General features: G+C 75.2%; 13 protein-coding genes and 1 pseudogene. 12 read left to right on the forward strand and 2 right to left on the reverse strand.

Features of this window, described 5'->3' with window-relative positions; genetic code table 11:
* The first annotated feature begins 59 nt into the window (after positions 1-59).
* From nadD to SM577_RS30100, 9 genes and pseudogenes are all read left to right on the forward strand, one after another.
* The gene (gene nadD, locus SM577_RS30060) at positions 60-656 is read left to right on the forward strand and encodes a nicotinate-nucleotide adenylyltransferase (protein ID WP_302919026.1); all 597 of its coding nucleotides are present in this window, start codon (positions 60-62) and stop codon (positions 654-656) included.
* Between the two features lie 110 nt (positions 657-766).
* Positions 767-1,171 (forward strand): ribosome silencing factor, encoded by a 405-nt coding sequence (gene rsfS, locus SM577_RS30065; protein ID WP_302919025.1) that lies wholly within the window; start codon positions 767-769, stop codon positions 1,169-1,171.
* Positions 1,168-1,797 (forward strand): histidine phosphatase family protein, encoded by a 630-nt coding sequence (locus SM577_RS30070; RefSeq protein ID WP_302919024.1) that lies wholly within the window; start codon positions 1,168-1,170, stop codon positions 1,795-1,797. Before rsfS ends, SM577_RS30070 begins: the two co-directional genes overlap by 4 nt.
* Before the next feature lie 48 nt (positions 1,798-1,845).
* Positions 1,846-2,709 carry a DegV family protein gene (locus tag SM577_RS30075; RefSeq protein WP_474588569.1) on the forward strand — a complete coding sequence of 288 codons (864 nt, stop codon included), beginning with the start codon at positions 1,846-1,848 and terminating at the stop codon, positions 2,707-2,709.
* Between the two features lie 305 nt (positions 2,710-3,014).
* Positions 3,015-3,782 carry an SDR family NAD(P)-dependent oxidoreductase gene (locus SM577_RS30080; RefSeq protein WP_302919022.1) on the forward strand — a complete coding sequence of 256 codons (768 nt, stop codon included), beginning with the start codon at positions 3,015-3,017 and terminating at the stop codon, positions 3,780-3,782.
* Between the two features lie 531 nt (positions 3,783-4,313).
* Positions 4,314-5,108, forward strand: a complete 795-nt coding sequence (locus SM577_RS30085; RefSeq protein WP_474588586.1) for a ComEA family DNA-binding protein — start codon at positions 4,314-4,316, stop codon at positions 5,106-5,108.
* On the forward strand, positions 5,105-7,570 hold the full coding sequence (locus tag SM577_RS30090) for a ComEC/Rec2 family competence protein (protein ID WP_474588570.1): 2,466 nt from the start codon (positions 5,105-5,107) through the stop codon (positions 7,568-7,570). The genes SM577_RS30085 and SM577_RS30090 overlap by 4 nt, the downstream gene beginning before the upstream one ends.
* 124 nt (positions 7,571-7,694) lie before the next feature.
* Positions 7,695-8,675 carry a DNA polymerase III subunit delta gene (gene holA / locus SM577_RS30095; RefSeq protein ID WP_474588571.1) on the forward strand — a complete coding sequence of 327 codons (981 nt, stop codon included), beginning with the start codon at positions 7,695-7,697 and terminating at the stop codon, positions 8,673-8,675.
* A pseudogene (locus tag SM577_RS30100) lies at positions 8,672-9,151 on the forward strand (hypothetical protein); the annotation flags it as partial. The gene holA and the pseudogene SM577_RS30100, both read left to right, overlap by 4 nt.
* Positions 9,152-9,676: 525 nt before the next feature.
* On the opposite strand, the gene rpsT reads toward SM577_RS30100, so the two are convergent.
* Both rpsT and SM577_RS30110 read right to left on the reverse strand, forming a co-directional pair.
* Entirely contained in the window at positions 9,677-9,943 is a 267-nt protein-coding gene (gene rpsT / locus SM577_RS30105) for a 30S ribosomal protein S20 (protein WP_302919019.1), read from the reverse strand.
* A gap of 328 nt (positions 9,944-10,271) precedes the next feature.
* Positions 10,272-11,258 (reverse strand): phosphotransferase family protein, encoded by a 987-nt coding sequence (locus SM577_RS30110; protein WP_474588572.1) that lies wholly within the window; start codon positions 11,256-11,258, stop codon positions 10,272-10,274.
* 45 nt (positions 11,259-11,303) lie between these two features.
* Between SM577_RS30110 and SM577_RS30115 the strand changes: the two genes are divergently transcribed.
* The 3 genes from SM577_RS30115 (at position 11,304) to lepA (ending at position 14,536) form a co-directional block, all read left to right on the forward strand.
* Complete coding sequence (locus SM577_RS30115; RefSeq protein ID WP_474588573.1) at positions 11,304-11,918, forward strand: DUF4240 domain-containing protein; 615 nt, start codon at positions 11,304-11,306, stop codon at positions 11,916-11,918.
* Entirely contained in the window at positions 11,915-12,451 is a 537-nt protein-coding gene (locus tag SM577_RS30120; RefSeq protein WP_302919016.1) for a DUF4240 domain-containing protein, read from the forward strand. The genes SM577_RS30115 and SM577_RS30120 overlap by 4 nt, the downstream gene beginning before the upstream one ends.
* Before the next feature lie 207 nt (positions 12,452-12,658).
* On the forward strand, positions 12,659-14,536 hold the full coding sequence (lepA, locus tag SM577_RS30125) for a translation elongation factor 4 (protein WP_302919015.1): 1,878 nt from the start codon (positions 12,659-12,661) through the stop codon (positions 14,534-14,536).
* The last annotated feature ends 407 nt before the right edge of the window (positions 14,537-14,943 follow it).

Below are 14,943 nucleotides of genomic sequence, written 5' to 3' on the forward strand. Positions count from 1 at the left end.
ACGAGTATAAGGGTGGCCGCGCCGGCTCCGCGACCCCCTGGCCGGCATAGGATCACGGGGTGGAGGAAGACATCCGGCGGATCGGGATCATGGGTGGCACCTTCGACCCCATCCACCACGGACACCTCGTGGCGGCCAGCGAGGTGGCCGACCGGTTCGGGCTGGACGAGGTGGTCTTCGTCCCCACCGGCCAGCCGTGGCAGAAGGCCGACGAGCCGGTCAGCCCGCCCGAGGACCGCTACCTGATGACGGTGATCGCCACCGCCTCCAACCCCCGCTTCCAGGTCAGCCGGGTCGACATCGACCGCGGTGGCCCCACCTACACCGTCGACACGCTGCGCGACCTGCACGCCGAGTACGGCCCGAAGGTCCAGCTCTACTTCATCACCGGCGCCGACGCGCTGGCGAAGATCCTCAGCTGGAAGGACCTCGACGAGATCTTCGAGCTGGCCCACTTCATCGGGGTGACCCGGCCCGGGTTCGAACTCTCCGACGCGCACCTGCCGGCCGACACGGTCAGCCTGATCCAGGTGCCCGCGATGGCCATCTCGTCCACCGACTGCCGGGCGCGGGTCGCCCGCGGTGAGCCGGTCTGGTACCTGGTGCCCGACGGTGTGGTGCAGTACATCGCCAAGCGGCGCCTCTATCAGCAGTGATTTCGCCCGGTACCGACCAGACCGTGCGGGTAATCGGCCAGAACTGACAAGTCGGAATTCGGCCGCGTGTGAGACGCTTGGAGGATCGCACGGTTGATCGAAGGAGAACGGTGACAGTTTCCGAACGCGCTCACGAGCTGGCGATCGCTGCCGCACAGGCCGCCGCCGACAAGAAGGCGCAGGACATCGTCATCATCGACGTGGGCGACCAGCTCGCCATCACCGACGCGTTCCTGCTCGCCGCGGCCCCCAACGAGCGCCAGGTGCTGGCCATCGTCGACGCCATCGAGGAGCGACTGCTCCAGCTGCCCGAGAAGGCCAAGCCGGTGCGCCGCGAGGGCGAGCGCGGCGGCCGTTGGGTGCTGCTCGACTACGTCGACGTCGTGGTGCACGTCCAGCACACCGAGGAGCGCGAGTTCTACGCCCTCGACCGGCTCTGGAAGGACTGCCCAACCATCCCGTTCGTTGACCGGGACCTGGTCGAGGCCGAGTCCGGCACCGCCGCCGCGGAATGACCCGCCTGATCATCTGGCGGCACGGCAACACCGACTGGAACGCCGCCGGCCGGGTCCAGGGGCAGACCGACGTACCCCTCAACGACCTGGGCCGCGAGCAGGCCCGGGCCGCCGCCCCGCTGCTGGCCGGGCTGCGCCCGGACGCCATCGTCGCCAGCGACCTGCGGCGCGCGGCGGACACCGCCGCCGCGCTGGCCGCGGTCACCGGGTTGCCGGTACGCACCGACCCCCGGCTGCGCGAGCGGCACTTCGGCCAGTGGCAGGGGCTGGAGCTGGCCGAGGCGGCCCGCCGCTACCCGAGCGAGTACGCCCGCTGGCGGGCCGGCGACCCGGACCCCGGCGCCGGCATCGAGACCCTCGACGACCTCGGCAAGCGGGTCGGCGCGGCGTTGCAGGACGCCGCCGACGCGGTGGCCGGCGGGACCGTCGTGGTCGCCACCCACGGCGGCGGCGCCCGGCAGGGCTGCGGCCAGCTGCTCGGCTGGGACCACCAGGTGCTGCGCACCATCGGCTCGCTGCAGAACTGCCACTGGACCGAGCTGCGCCACGACGAGGTGCGGGGCTGGCACCTGCGCGCCCACAACGTCGGGCTGATCAGCGCACCGGCCCCGGCCGAGCCGGTCTGAGGGGCGCGGCCTCGGCGCACCGGGGCGGCATCGGCTAGCGTGCCGGGCATGCCCGTCGCGGTCGTCACCGACTCCACCGCCTACCTGCCCGCCGAACTGCTCGCCGCCCACCGGTTGACCGTGGTGCCGCTGACCGTCGTGCTCAACGGGGCGGAGGGGCTGGAGGGCGTCGAGACGTTCCCGGCCGACGCGACCCGGGCGCTCGGCGGCCGGCGGGTCTCGGTGAGCACCTCCCGGCCCGCCCCGGAGCAGTTCGCCCAGACGTACCGCCGGCTGCTCGACGAGGGTGCGGACGGCATCGTCTCGGTGCACATCTCCGCCGAACTCTCCGGCACGGTGGAGGCGGCCCGGCTGGCCGCCGCGGAGTTCGGCGACCGGGTCGCGGTGGTCGACAGCCGCTCCTGCGGCATGGGCCTGGGCTTCCCGGCCGTGGCGGCCGCCGCGGCCGCCGACCGGGGCGCCGACCTCCCGGCGGTACGCGACGCCGCGCTGGCCACCGTCGGCCGCACCACCATCTGGTTCTACGTCGACACGCTGGAGTTCCTCCGCCGGGGCGGCCGGATCGGCGCGGCCGAGGCGCTGTTCGGCACCGCCCTGTCGGTAAAGCCGATCATGCACATGCCGGACGGCGCGATCGTGCTCAAGGACAAGGTGCGCACCGCGAGCCGGGGCGTGGCGCGGCTGGTCGACCTGGCCGTCGAGGCGGCCGGCGACGCCGAGGTGGACCTCGCCGTGCACCACCTCGCCGCCCCGCAGCGGGCCGAGGCGCTGCTGACCGCGTTGCGCGAGCGGCTCGGCGACCGCCTGCACGACGCGTACGTCTCGGAGGCCGGTGCGGTGGTGGCCGCGCACGCCGGTCCGGGCCTGGCGTGCGTGGTGGTGCACCGCCGGCCCGCCCCCGACGGCGGCTGACCGGCCGGTCCCCGCCGGGGTGCGGCCTGTTCGGACGGTGCCCGTCCCGTCGAGCTGGCAGGGTTGGTGTGGCGTGCGTGCCCGGCCGGTGGCGGCTCTCCGCTGAGGCCGGGCCGGGCGGCGGAGGACGGGTCGGGCTGGCAGGTTGGCTTCGTGGAGCTGCCCGGGCCGGGTGGTCGGCTCCGCTGGGTTGCCCGGCGCGGCAGGCGGAGGGCGACGTGTCCTTTCGAGCTGCCCGCACGGATGGGGCAGCGGCCGGCAGGCAAGCGTGTTGGCCAGGGTGACGGCGGGGGAGAGGAGCGGCGATGTCCATCGTGGTGACCGGCGGTGGCCGGGGCGTGGGCCGGGCCGTCGCGGAACGGCTGGCGGCCGCCGGCGACACCGTCGTGATGATCGAACACGACGGCGACGCGCTCGACTGGCTGCGCCATTCGGCTACCCCGGAACGGCTGGTGGCGGTGATCGGGGACGCCGGCGCCGAGGAGATCGTCACGCGCGCCGCCGACCTGGCGGAACGCGCCGGCCCGCTGACCGGGTGGGTGAACAACGCGGCGGTGTTCCGGGACGCCTCGGTGCACGCCGCGCCCGCGGCCGAGGTGCTCGACCTGATCGGGCTCAACCTGCGCCCGGCCGTGGTCGGCGCGGCCACCGCGGTCCGCCGGTACCTCGCCGCCGGCACCGCCGGCGCCATCGTCAACGTCTCGTCCCACCAGGCCCGCCGGCCGGTGCGCGGCTGCCTGCCGTACGCGACGGCGAAGGCGGCCGTCGAGGGGCTGACCCGGGCGCTGGCCGTCGAGTACGGCCCGCACGGCATCCGCACCAACGCGGTCGCGCTCGGGTCGATCGCCACCGAACGGCACGCCGCCTTCCTCGCCGAGCGGGAACCGGCCGAGGCGGAGTGGATCGACGCGGAGTTGCGGCGCCTGCACCCGGTCGGGCGGATCGGCCGGGTCGAGGAGGTGGCGGAGGCGGTCGCCTACCTGTTGTCGCCCGCGGCGGGCTTCGTCAACGGGGTGACCCTGCCGGTCGACGGCGGCCGTTCGGTGCTCGGCATCGACCCCGAGGCGCACTGACCAGCGCGGTCGCGGACGCGCCGGGGAGGAATGCGTGGCCCGGCGGCTCGGCTCGTGTCGATCATGATCACTGCGAAGGACCTGGCCGAGCGTCTGTCAGGACGGCTGGGTGGTGGCCCGAGCGGTGCGGGGGTGACACCGGCACCGCTGGTTCGACGGGCTCGACCTGGCCGGCCACCTGCGCCTCTGGCCGGCGCACACCGACGCGGCTGCGAGCATTCGCTAGCACACCCGCCGCATGATCAGGGCGCTGTCCACAGGGCAGGTGTGTGTCCACAGCCGGACCGGCGCGAGCGTACGGGGGCGGTCGGAGCGGCCTAGCCTCGCGCCGTGTCGAATGACGAGGACGCGGTGGTGCGCCAGCGCCTGCGGCGCCTGCTGCCCGGCGCGGCGGCCGACGACGCGGAGGGGCCCGATGCGCCTCCTGCCGGGCGGTCCGGCGCCGCGCCGGGGCTCGCGGCAGACCCGCCCGACCTGAGCGCTGCCCCGGGGTCGTTCGGCGGCGAGCCGCCGCTCGCCGGACCGGATCGGGTGGGCGGCCCTTCGCCCGCTGTCCCCGAGGATCTGCTGTCCGGGCTCGGCCACGTGCCGGTCCGGGCCACCCTGTCGCGGCCTGCCGCCCGGTCGGGTCCCGACCCGGAAGCGGTGGGCGGGGCGGGGGCCGGCCCGTCGACGCCCCGCCTGCCCGGCCCCGGGGTCTTCGATCCGGGGCGGCGGGGCGTACGGGCGCTGGCTCTGGTGGCCGTGCTGGTCGTGCTCGGCGCCGGCTTCTGGGCCTGGCGGTCCCGGCCACGGGCCGAGCCGGTCGCCCCGCTGGCGACCGCGGCACCGGCCGGGCCGCTCGGCTCGTCGTCGCTCGACGATCCGGTGGCGTCACCGGCCGGCGAGTTGGTGGTGGCCGTGGCGGGCAAGGTACGCCGGCCCGGGCTGGTCCGGGTGCCGGCCGGTGCCCGGGTCGCCGACGCCGTCGAGGCGGCCGGCGGGGCGCTGCCCGGCGTGGACGTGGCCCTGCTCAACCCGGCCCGCAAGGTCACCGACGGCGAGCTGATAGTGGTCGGCGTCCCGGCGCCGCCGAACGTGGCGGGCGCACCCGGCGCACCGGCCGGGCCGGGGCCCGCAGCGGCGGCACCCGGCGGGCGGGTCAACCTGAACACCGCCACGCTGGCGCAGCTCGACTCGCTGCCCGGCGTCGGGCCGGTGCTCGCCCAACGCATCCTCGACCACCGCGAGCAGCACGGCGGGTTCCGGGCCGTCGGCGACCTGCGCCAGGTGGACGGCATCGGCGACGCCCGGTACGAGCAGCTCAAGGACCTGGTGACGGTGTGAGTACCCGGCACCCGCCCGCTCCCGGCGCCGGCCGAGCCGGCACACCGGCTGCCCCACCCCGTTCGGCCCGGCCCGCAGGCACGGACAGGGCAGCGGATCCGGAGGCGGTGCCGGACCTGCGGCTGGCCGGGCTGGCGGTGGCGGCCTGGCTGGCAGCGCTGGCCGGGCTGCACCTCACCGCCGCGCGCACGCTGCTGCTGGCCGCGACGGCGGCCGCGCTGGCCGTCCTCGGCGCGCTGCGTCTGCTGGGCGTCCTCGGCCGGCCGTCGGCGCGCCTGCGGCGGTACGGCTGGATCGCCGTCGCGGTCCTGATCGGGGTGGTCTGCGGCGCCAGCGCGACCGCCGCCCGGCTGGCCGTCCGGGACGCCGGGCCGGTCCGCGCCCTGGTCGACGAGCGGGCCAGCGTCACCGCCGAGCTGGTGGTGCGCGACGATCCCCGGCCGGTCCGCGGCGGCGCCATGGGCCGGCCGGCGATGCTGCTGGTGGCGGCCGAACTGGTCGGCGTCACCGGCCCGGACGGTCGGCGGGTGGTCGCGCCGGTGCGCGTGCTGGTGCTCGCCACCGACCCGGGCTGGCGGGGACTGCTGCCCGGGCAGCGCCTCACCGCCGAGGGGCGACTGGCCGCCCCGCGTGGCGGCGACCTCACCGCCGCCGTGCTGCGCGCCACCGGTGCGCCCGAGCCGCACGGCCCGGCGCCGGCCTCCCAGCGGGCCGCCGGCCAACTCCGGGCCGGTCTGCAACGCGCCTGCGAGCCGCTGCCGGACGAGCAGGGTGGACTGCTGCCCGGCCTGGTGGTCGGGGACACCAGCCGGCTGCCGGCCACGGTGGAGGAGGACTTCCTGGCCACCGGCATGACCCACCTGAACGCCGTCTCCGGGTCCAACGTGGCGATCGTCGTCGGTGCGGTGCTGCTGCTGGCCCGGTGGGCGCGGGCCGGCCCGTGGCTGGCGGCGGGGCTGTGCGCCGTGGCGCTGGTGGGCTTCGTCATCCTGGTCCGTCCGTCGCCGAGCGTGGTGCGGGCCGCCACCATGGGCGCGATCGGGCTGGTCGCGCTGGCCGCCGGCCGACCCCGCGCCGCGCTGCCGGCCCTGGCCGCGGCGGTGACGGTGCTGGTGCTGGTGGACCCGGAGCTGGCCGGCGACCCCGGCTTCGCGCTCTCCGTCCTGGCCACCGGTGGCCTGCTGCTGCTCGCGCCCCGGTGGCGGGACGGGTTGCGTCGCCGGGGCGTACCGGCCGGGCTGGCCGAGGCTCTGGCGGTGCCGGCCGCCGCACAGCTCGCCTGCGCTCCGGTGGTCGCCGGGATCTCCGGCACGGTCAGCCTGGTCGCGGTGCCGGCCAACCTGCTGGCGGTACCGGCGATCGCGCCGGCCACCGTGCTCGGCGTGCTCGCGGCGGCGGTGTCACCGGTCTGGCCGACCGGGGCCGAGTTCGCCGCCTGGCTGGCGAGCTGGCCGGCGTGGTGGCTGGTCACGGTCGCCCGGTACGGGGCGCAACTGCCGGCCGGCACCCTGCCCTGGCCGGGCGGCGTGCCGGGCGCGCTGCTGCTGGCCGGCCTGACCGGCGCGCTGCTGGTGGCCACCCGACGGCCGCTGGTGCGCCGTTTGGTCGCGGTGGTCGGGGTCGCCGTGATGCTCGGCACGCTGCCGGTCCGGCTGGTGGCGGACGGCTGGCCGCCGGCGGGCTGGGTGGTGGCCGCGTGCGCCGTCGGCCAGGGCGACGCGATCGTGCTGCCGGTGAGCGCCGGGCGGGCCGTGGTGGTCGACGCCGGCCCGGAGCCGGCGGCGGTGGACGCCTGCCTGCGCCGGCTCGGCGTACGGGAGGTGCCGCTGCTGGTGATCAGCCACTTCCACGTCGACCACGCCGGTGGCGTGGCCGGGGTGTTCCGGGGACGCCGGGTCGCGGCCGTGCTCGCTCCACCGTGGCCGGAACCGGAACACGGTCGGGACCTGGTCCGGTTGGAGGCGGCGGCACGGGCCGCCGAGCTGCTGACCGTGACGCCCGGCTGGCGCTGGCGGGCGGGTGCGGTCGAGCTGGCCACCCTCGGGTCGGCGCATCCGTTGCGCGGCACCCGTTCCGACCCGAACAACAACTCGATAGTGCTGCGTGCCGTGGTGTCCGGGGTGCGGATCCTGCTCACCGGCGACGCGGAGACCGAGCAGCAGCGGGCGCTGCTGGCCGACGTACCGGCGGGGGAGCTGCGGGCGGAGGTGCTGAAGGTGCCGCATCACGGCTCGGCCTATCAGGACCCGGCGTTCCTCGACGCGGTCCGTCCGGCGGTCGCCCTGGTGCCGGTCGGCACCGGCAACACCTACGGGCACCCGAATCCGGCGCTGCTGGCCCGGCTGGCCCGGGGCGGGGCACGGGTGCTGCGTACCGACACCGACGGCGACCTGGCGGCGGTGGTCGGGCGCTCCGGCCTGGCGGTGGTGACCCGGGGCGTCGACCCGGGGCGCCAGCGTTGACGGATCGACGGCGATTCCAGCGATTAGCGATGAATCAACATAGATGTCTGGATTTGCGCTGAGTGCGGGCTCCGCGAGCGGAGTACCGATGACCAGGCTGGATCCGGCAGCGTGCCGTGCGAATATGGGCGGCGTGACCGCCGCCAGCCTCGCTCCCATTCTGCTCGTCCTCGGCGACGAAGAGCTGCTCGCCACGCGGGCGGTGTCCGAAGCCGTCGCCCGGGCCCGCAGTGTGGACCCCGACGTGGACGTCCGGGAGTACCAGGCCGGCTCGCTGACCGTCGGCGAGATCGCCGAGATGCTCAGCCCGTCCCTGTTCGGCGGCCGGCGGGTGCTGGTCCTCCGGTCCGGTCAGGACGCCCGCAAGGACCTGGTCACCGCCCTGCTGGCGTACGCGAAGAATCCCGACCCGGAGGTGCAGCTCGTCGTGCTGCACCTCGGCGGCGCCAAGGGCAAGGCGTTCGCCGACGGGCTCAAGGCGGCCGGCGCCACTGTCGTGCCGGCGGCCAAGCTCAAGGGCCACCGGGACCGGGTGGCCTTCGTCCGCGACGAGATCCGCCGGGCCGGCGGCAAGTGCACCGAGGACGCCGCCGAGGCGCTCATCGCGGCGGTCGGCAACGACCTGCGCGAGCTGGCCGCCGCCTGCTCCCAGCTGATGGCCGACACCGACGGCCGGATCGGCGCCGACACCGTGGCGCGCTACTACCGGGGCCGGGTCGAGGTGACCGGCTTCACCGTCGCCGACGCCGCCATGGTGGGCGACCTGCCCGGGGCGCTGGAGGCGTTGCGCTGGGCGCTGCACGTGGGGGTCGACCCGGTGCCGATCGCCGACGCGATCGCCGACGGCGTGCGCACCGTGGCCCGGGTCGCGGCGGCCGGGCGGGGCGACCCCTACCAGTTGGCGAGCACCCTCGGCATGCCGGCGTGGAAGATCCGCTCCGCCCAGCAGCGCGCCCGCGGCTGGACGCCGGAAGGGCTGGTACAGGCCATGCAGGCCGCCGCCGAGTGCAACGCCGCCGTCAAGGGCGGCGCGGACGACCGGGCGTACGCCCTGGAGCGGGCGGTCTTCTCGGTCGCGGCCGCCCGGCAGGGTGGCGCCCGGTGAGCGGAGCGAGCCACGGCTCGTGGGCGACGATCCCGGCCGACGAGGAGCGGTACCGGCCGCTCTACGCCCGGATCCTCGGCCTGCGCTTCGTCAATCCCGGCGGGGTGCTCTGCTTCCTATTCTTCGAGGGCGTCGTCGCGCTCGCCGCGCTGCTCGCCCTCGCCGAGCTGGTGACCTGGTGGGCGGTGCTGGTCCTGCCGGCCGCGGTGGCGGTGATGGTGAAGCTCAACGACATGGTGGCCGCGCTGGTGGTCCGGTCCGCGGCGGCCGTGCCCGAGCAGGAGCGGGAGCGGTTCCGGCGGCAGATGGAGCCGGTCGTCGGCCGGGCCCAGGTCGAGTGGATCACGCACAGCGTGCCGGGGGTGGTCATCACGTCCGAGCCGGTGCGCAGGCCCGCTCGGAACAAGTCGGGCGGCGGGGACCGGCCGACCGGCGTCGCCCCGGCGACCGGGGCGGGCGGATCGGACCCGCCGGGCGGTCCCGGCTCGGTGCGCCGGGCGTCGAGCCCACCCGAGATCGCTCCCGGCGTGCGCCGGGCGTCGAGCTCACCCGAGATCGCTCCCGGCGCGCGCCGGGCGTCGAGCCCACCGGAGATCGCTCCCGGCGTGCGCCGGGCGTCGAGCTCACCCGAGATCGGCCCCGGCGGGCGCGGGCCGTCGAGCCCACCGGAGACCGGCCCCGGCTCGACCACCGGCCGCCCGACTCCGCTGACCTGAACCGCCAGCGGCGGCAGCCCATCACCTACTGGGTGCGTCTGTGGTCGTGGGAACGACAACAGGTGCACCCGCAGGCGCCACGCCCCGGCCGACGGTAGCTGTGGCCCGCACCGAACGCCGGTGGCCGCGCCGCCATCTGGCAGCAGTGGCGGTAGCCGTCACTCGGGCACAGTGACGCGGCCGCACCCGGGCGCCGGACCGGCGGCGGGGGAAGTGCCCGCGCACACACAGACGGAAGCCCCGGGCATCGCCCCGGGGCTTCCGGTCAGGTCTGGGTCCGCCGGATCAGGCGGAGAGCGACACCACGCGCTTGGCGATCGCGGACTTGCGGTTCGCGGCCTGGTTGGCGTGGATCACGCCCTTGCTGGCGGCCTTGTCCAGCTTGCGAGCAGCGTCGCGCATGAGGACGGTGGCCTTCTCCGCGTCGCCGGCCTCGGCGGCCTCGTGGAACTTGCGGATGGCGGTCTTCAGCGACGACTTGACCGACTTGTTACGCAGCCGGCGCTTCTCGTTCTGCCGGTTGCGCTTGATCTGGGACTTGATGTTCGCCACGCGACAGCCTCGTCTTGATAGCTCGGGTTGGTCTGCTTGTGCGCCCGACGAGCATGCGTCATCGCTGCGCGAAGAGCCAGGTTACCAGGTCGCCCGGGACGAGCCAAAACGGCCGGCTCCGCGATGCCCGGATCGGGCGCCGGGCGAGGACCGACCGCCCCATCCTGCCCCCGCCACGCCGGGGTCGACCAATGCCAGCCCGCGGCGGCTCGCAGGGACGCCGGCTCGGGTCGTCCCGCGGGACGCCGGGCTCAGGGGACCGGCGCGGAAGCCGGCTCGTGGCCGGTCCGCGCGGGGACGCCGGGGCGGAGCGGCGCAGTCAGCGGGGTCACGCCCAGCCCTGGCGGCGGGCGAGCCAGTCGAGTGCCTGCTCGCCGCTCCAGCGCTGGTGCGTCCGCAGGTGCACCGAGGCGGTCGGCGGGGCCGAGGCGGCGGTGGTGAGGAAGTAGCCGGCGAGCGCCGCCAGGGTGACGTCCAGCACGTCCGGGGGAGCACCGGCGGCGGCCGGGTGGGCGGCGAAGAGGGCGTCCGCGTCCAGTCCGCTGGCGTACCCGGTGATCAGCAGGCTGGCCAGGTCGAACCAGGGCGGGCCGTGGCAGAGCCAGGTCCAGTCGCAGAACCAGGCCCGGCCGGCGGCGTCGAGGAGCACGTTGTCCAGCCGCAGGTCGCCGTGGATCAGCCCGGGGGCGCCGGCGGCGTACCCGGGCAGGCGGGACTCCAGGGCGACCAGGTCGGGCAGCCGGTCCCGGACCGGGCCGGGCAGGGGCGGCGGTGGCTCGCGGCCGGCGGCCACCTCACCCCACCAGAGGATGTCCTCCCGGGCCAGGTCGGCGAGCTGGGGAAGCCCCAGGGCGACCAGTTCGGCCGGCGGATCGGCCAGCGCGGCGGCGAGCCGGGCGTACCCGGCCAGGGTGGCCGCCAGCTCGGCCGGGTGCCAGGGCAGCTCGGGCGTACGGCCGTCGATCGCCTCCTGGCCGACCGCGAACCAGCCCGCCGCGCGCAGCGTCCAGCGGGGGCGGGGCGCCGGCAGGCCGGCGGGCAGCCGGTCGAGGATCGCCGCCTCCCGGGCGTACCAGTCGACCAGGTGCGGTTGCCCGGCGGCCGGCGCGGCCTTGACGAAGACCCGGCCCCCGTCGGCGGTGCTGAGCACACCGGCGAACCCGCGGGTGAAGCCGGCTCCGGCGACCCGGACCGCGACCACCGGGGCGCCGAGCCGGTCGGCCAGCGCCGCGCGCAGCCCGGCCGGCAGGTCGGCCCAGTCCGGCCGCAGCGCCGTCGCGTCGTACGGCACCGGGGGCAGCGACGGCGGGGTCACGCCTCCATGCTGCCGGCTGTCGTACCGCCCCGCGATACTGCGTCGGTGATCGCCACCGACGACTTCTGGGCGCTGATCGAGGCGTCCGCCGCCGCCACCGCCGACCCGGACGCACGCCTCGACTGGCTCACCGACCGCCTGGCCGAGCGGCCCACCGACGACCTGGTCGACTTCGCGCTCCGGCTCGACGAGGCCCGCGCCCGGGCCGACACCTGGTCGCTGTGGGGCGCCGCGCTGCGCGTCTGCGGCGGGCTCTGCTCCGACGACGGCTTCCACTACTTCCAGGCCTGGCTGGTGGGGCTGGGCCGGGCGACGTTCGAGCGGGTGGTCGCCGCCCCGGACGCGCTCGCCGACGTGCCGCAGGTCCGCCGGCTGGCCGGCCGGTCGACCCGGGACTGGGCCGATCACGAGTGGCCCGACTGGGAGTCGCTCGACTACGTTGCCGAGCGGGCGTACGAGCGGATCACCGGCGACGAGGACGGCCTGGCGGGGGCGCTGGCGGCGCGCGGGCGGGACGTGAGCATGTCGCCCGATCCGCAGGACGAGGAGTGGGCGCTGGAGGATCCGGTCGAGTTCGCCCGGCGCTTTCCCCGGCTCGACGCGCTCTTCCCGCTGCCCGACCGGCGGCCGTGGTCGGTCTGGGAGACTGCCAGGCCATGAGGACCGACGACTTCTGGCAGTTGATCGACCGGGCCCGCGCCGGCGGCGGGGGCGAGCCGGGCGCGGTCGCCGCGCGGGCGGCGGCGCTGCTGGCCGAGCGCGACCCGGCCGACATCGTCGGCTACGCGCGCCACCAGCAGCGGGTGCTCGCCGCTTCCTACCGGGTGGACCTCTGGGGCGCGGCCTACCTGATCAACGGGGGCGCCTCGGACGACGGCTTCGAGTACTTCCGGGGCTGGCTGATGACCCAGGGCCGGGAGGTCTTCGCCCGGGCCGTGGCCGATCCGGACTCGCTGGCCGAGCTGCCGCAGGTGCGGGCCGCCTCGCTCAGCGGCGAGGAGTTCGAGTGCGAGGAGATGCTCTCGGTGCCCTGGGACGCGTACCGCAAGGCGACCGCGACCGACCTGCCGGCGGACCGTGACCCGGTCCCGGTGCCGGACCTCAACGACTTCTGGGACTTCGACGACGAGGAGGAGGCCCGCCGGCGGCTGCCGAAGCTCGCCGCGCTCTTCGTCGAGCCGCCCGCCGAGTAAGGGCGAGCCGCCCGCCGAGTCAAGGCGAGCCGCCCGCCGGGTGAGGCCGGCGCGGGCACGCCCGACGCCCCCCGCCCGGCGGCCGGCGGCACGAGGTCGCCGGCCGGGGATCGCCCGCGCAGCGGGAGCGCGCCGGCGACGTGGGAGCATAGAGGGGGCCGGCGTCGCGCCGGCCTGTTCAACGTCAGCCGACCAGAACGGACAGCTGTGCCTCCGACGCTCGATTCCGGCGCGAACGCTCCTGGTGCCACCGACCCGGCACGGATCAGGAACTTCTGCATCATCGCCCACATCGACCACGGGAAGTCGACCCTGGCCGACCGGATGTTGCAGCTCACCGGCGTGGTCGACCCCCGGCAGATGCGTGCCCAGTACCTCGACCGGATGGACATCGAGCGCGAGCGCGGCATCACCATCAAGAGCCAGGCCGTCCGGATGCCGTGGACCATCCGGGAGGGCGAGCGGGCTGGCGAGCAGGCCGTGCTCAACATGATCGACACCCCGGGCCACGTCGACTTCACCTACGAGGTGTCCCGCTCGCTGGCCGCCTGCGAGGGCGCCATCCTGCTGGTCGACGCCGCCCAGGGCATCGAGGCGCAGACGCTGGCCAACCTCTACCTGGCGCTCGAGAACGACCTGCACATCATCCCGGTGCTCAACAAGATCGACCTGCCGGCCGCCCAGCCGGAGAAGTACGCCGAGGAGTTGGCCCACCTGATCGGCGGCGACCCGGCCGACTGCATCAGGGTCTCCGGCAAGACCGGCGAGGGCGTGCCGCACCTGCTCGACGAGATCGTCCGGCAGTTCCAGCCGCCGGTCGGCGACGCCGACGCGCCGGCCCGGGCGATGATCTTCGACTCGGTGTACGACGTGTACCGGGGCGTGGTCACCTACGTCCGGGTGATCGACGGGCACATCAACGCCCGGGACCGGATCAAGATGATGTCCACCGGCGCGGCGCACGAGCTGCTGGAGATCGGGGTCATCTCGCCGGAGATGCAGAAGGCCGACGCGCTCGGCGTCGGCGAGGTGGGCTACCTGATCACCGGCGTGAAGGACGTCCGGCAGTCCCGGGTCGGTGACACCGTCACCATCAACTCCCGGCCGGCCACCGAGGCGCTCGGCGGCTACAAGGACCCGAAGCCGATGGTCTACTCCGGCCTCTACCCGATCGACGGCTCGGACTACCCGAACCTGCGGGACGCGCTCGACAAGCTCAAGCTCAACGACGCCGCGCTCACCTACGAGCCGGAGACCTCCGGTGCGCTCGGCTTCGGCTTCCGCTGCGGCTTCCTCGGCCTGCTGCACCTGGAGATCATCCGGGAGCGGCTGGAGCGCGAGTTCAACCTCGACCTGATCTCCACCGCGCCGAACGTGGTCTACCGGGCCGTCCAGGAGGACGGCCAGGAGGTGGTGGTCACCAACCCGAGCGAGTACCCGACCGGCAAGATCGCCGAGGTGTTCGAGCCGACCGTGCGGGCGACCGTGCTCACCCCGAACGACTACGTCGGCGCGGTGATGGAGCTCTGCCAGGGTCGCCGGGGCAACCTGCTCGGCATGGACTACCTCTCCGCCGACCGGGTGGAGCTGCGCTACACCCTGCCGCTGGCCGAGATCATCTTCGACTTCTTCGACCAGCTCAAGAGCCGCACCAAGGGGTACGCCTCGCTGGACTACGAGCCCTCCGGCGAGCAGTCGTCCGACCTGGTGAAGGTGGACATCCTGCTGCACGGCGAGCCGGTGGACGCGTTCAGCGCGATCGTGCACAAGGACAAGGCGTACAACTACGGCACCTCCATCGCCGCGAAGCTGCGCAACCTGATCCCGCGCCAGCAGTTCGAGGTGCCGATCCAGGCGGCGATCGGCAGCCGGGTGATCGCCCGGGAGACCATCCGGGCGATCCGCAAGGACGTGCTCGCCAAGTGCTACGGCGGTGACATCAGCCGTAAGCGCAAGCTGCTGGAGAAGCAGAAGGAAGGCAAGAAGCGGATGAAGATGGTGGGCCGGGTAGAGGTCCCCCAGGAGGCCTTCATCGCCGCGCTCTCCTCCGACTCCGGGGACGGCAAGGCTCCCGGCAAGAAGTGAGGCCGCCGCCGGTCCGACCGGCGGCAGACGTACGACGGCCGGCGCCCCGGTCGGGCCCGGACCCCACGGTCCGGCGCCATCCGGGGCGCCGGCCGTCGTCGTGTCCGGCCGCCGCCGCGGTGGGTGGTCGGGATGCCCCGGCGGGCGGTCGACGGGGGCTCTTGCCGGTCCGGCGGCGGTCGGCGAAGGAATTTTCCGGTGCCCGGCATCGGCCGCCGTCGCCGTCCGAAGGGTGGCCGCGAACTGCGCAAACGCCGGCCGAAGCGGAATCGGAGCCGGCCCGGGCATCGACCGCGGACGAGATCGACGGCGGCCGGACCGGTTTGGCTTTCCGACCGGTCGGGAACTTAGCGGTCACGACAGGAAGCACACACCGTGTGACAGACATTCTGCTGAAGGAGGGCGAC

It is taken from the genome of Micromonospora desertarenae, assembly GCF_056150265.1.